Source organism: Pedobacter jamesrossensis (assembly GCF_042650905.1).
Lineage (GTDB): Bacteria > Bacteroidota > Bacteroidia > Sphingobacteriales > Sphingobacteriaceae > Pedobacter > Pedobacter jamesrossensis.
On sequence record NZ_JBHSBY010000044.1, the window covers coordinates 1 to 565 of the forward strand.

Genomic DNA, 565 nt, shown 5'->3' on the forward strand with positions numbered 1-565 from the left:
AGCGTGAGGGCTATGAGTTTATACTTGGAGCCAGGATAAAGAATGAAAAGCAAATTCTTCAAAAACAGATATTGAGTCTCAAACTAAAAAATGGAGAAAGTGCAATATTGAAAAAAGATGAGCACACGAATTTAGTAATTAGCTACTCACTTTCCAGGCACAAGAAAGACCAGGCAAACAGGGAGAAAGGACTGCGTAAACTTGAAAAGCAAATCAGTTCCGGTAAACTAACAAAATCCCATATAAATAATAGGGGTTACAATAAATATCTAAAGCTTAAGGGCGAGATTAATGTCGAGATTGATAAAGAAAAGTTTAATGCAGATGGCAAATGGGATGGATTAAAAGGCTATCTAACCAATACCGGGCTGAATAAAAGCGAGGTGATTGAAAACTATAGCCATCTGTGGCGAATTGAAAAGGCTTTCCGGATTTCCAAACATGATTTGAAGATTAGGCCAATTTATCACAGATTACATCATCGAATCGAAGCCCATGTTTGTATCGCTTTCGTAGCTTACAAAGTATTTAAGGAACTGGAAAGACAATTATATCAAAAGGGCGC

Annotated in this window: 1 protein-coding gene; it reads left to right on the top strand. The window is 36.8% G+C overall.

Annotated elements, in window-relative coordinates:
• Positions 1-565 (top strand): IS1634 family transposase (locus tag ACFOUY_RS08920; RefSeq protein ID WP_456238593.1); only part of this gene is annotated, 565 nt, incomplete at both ends.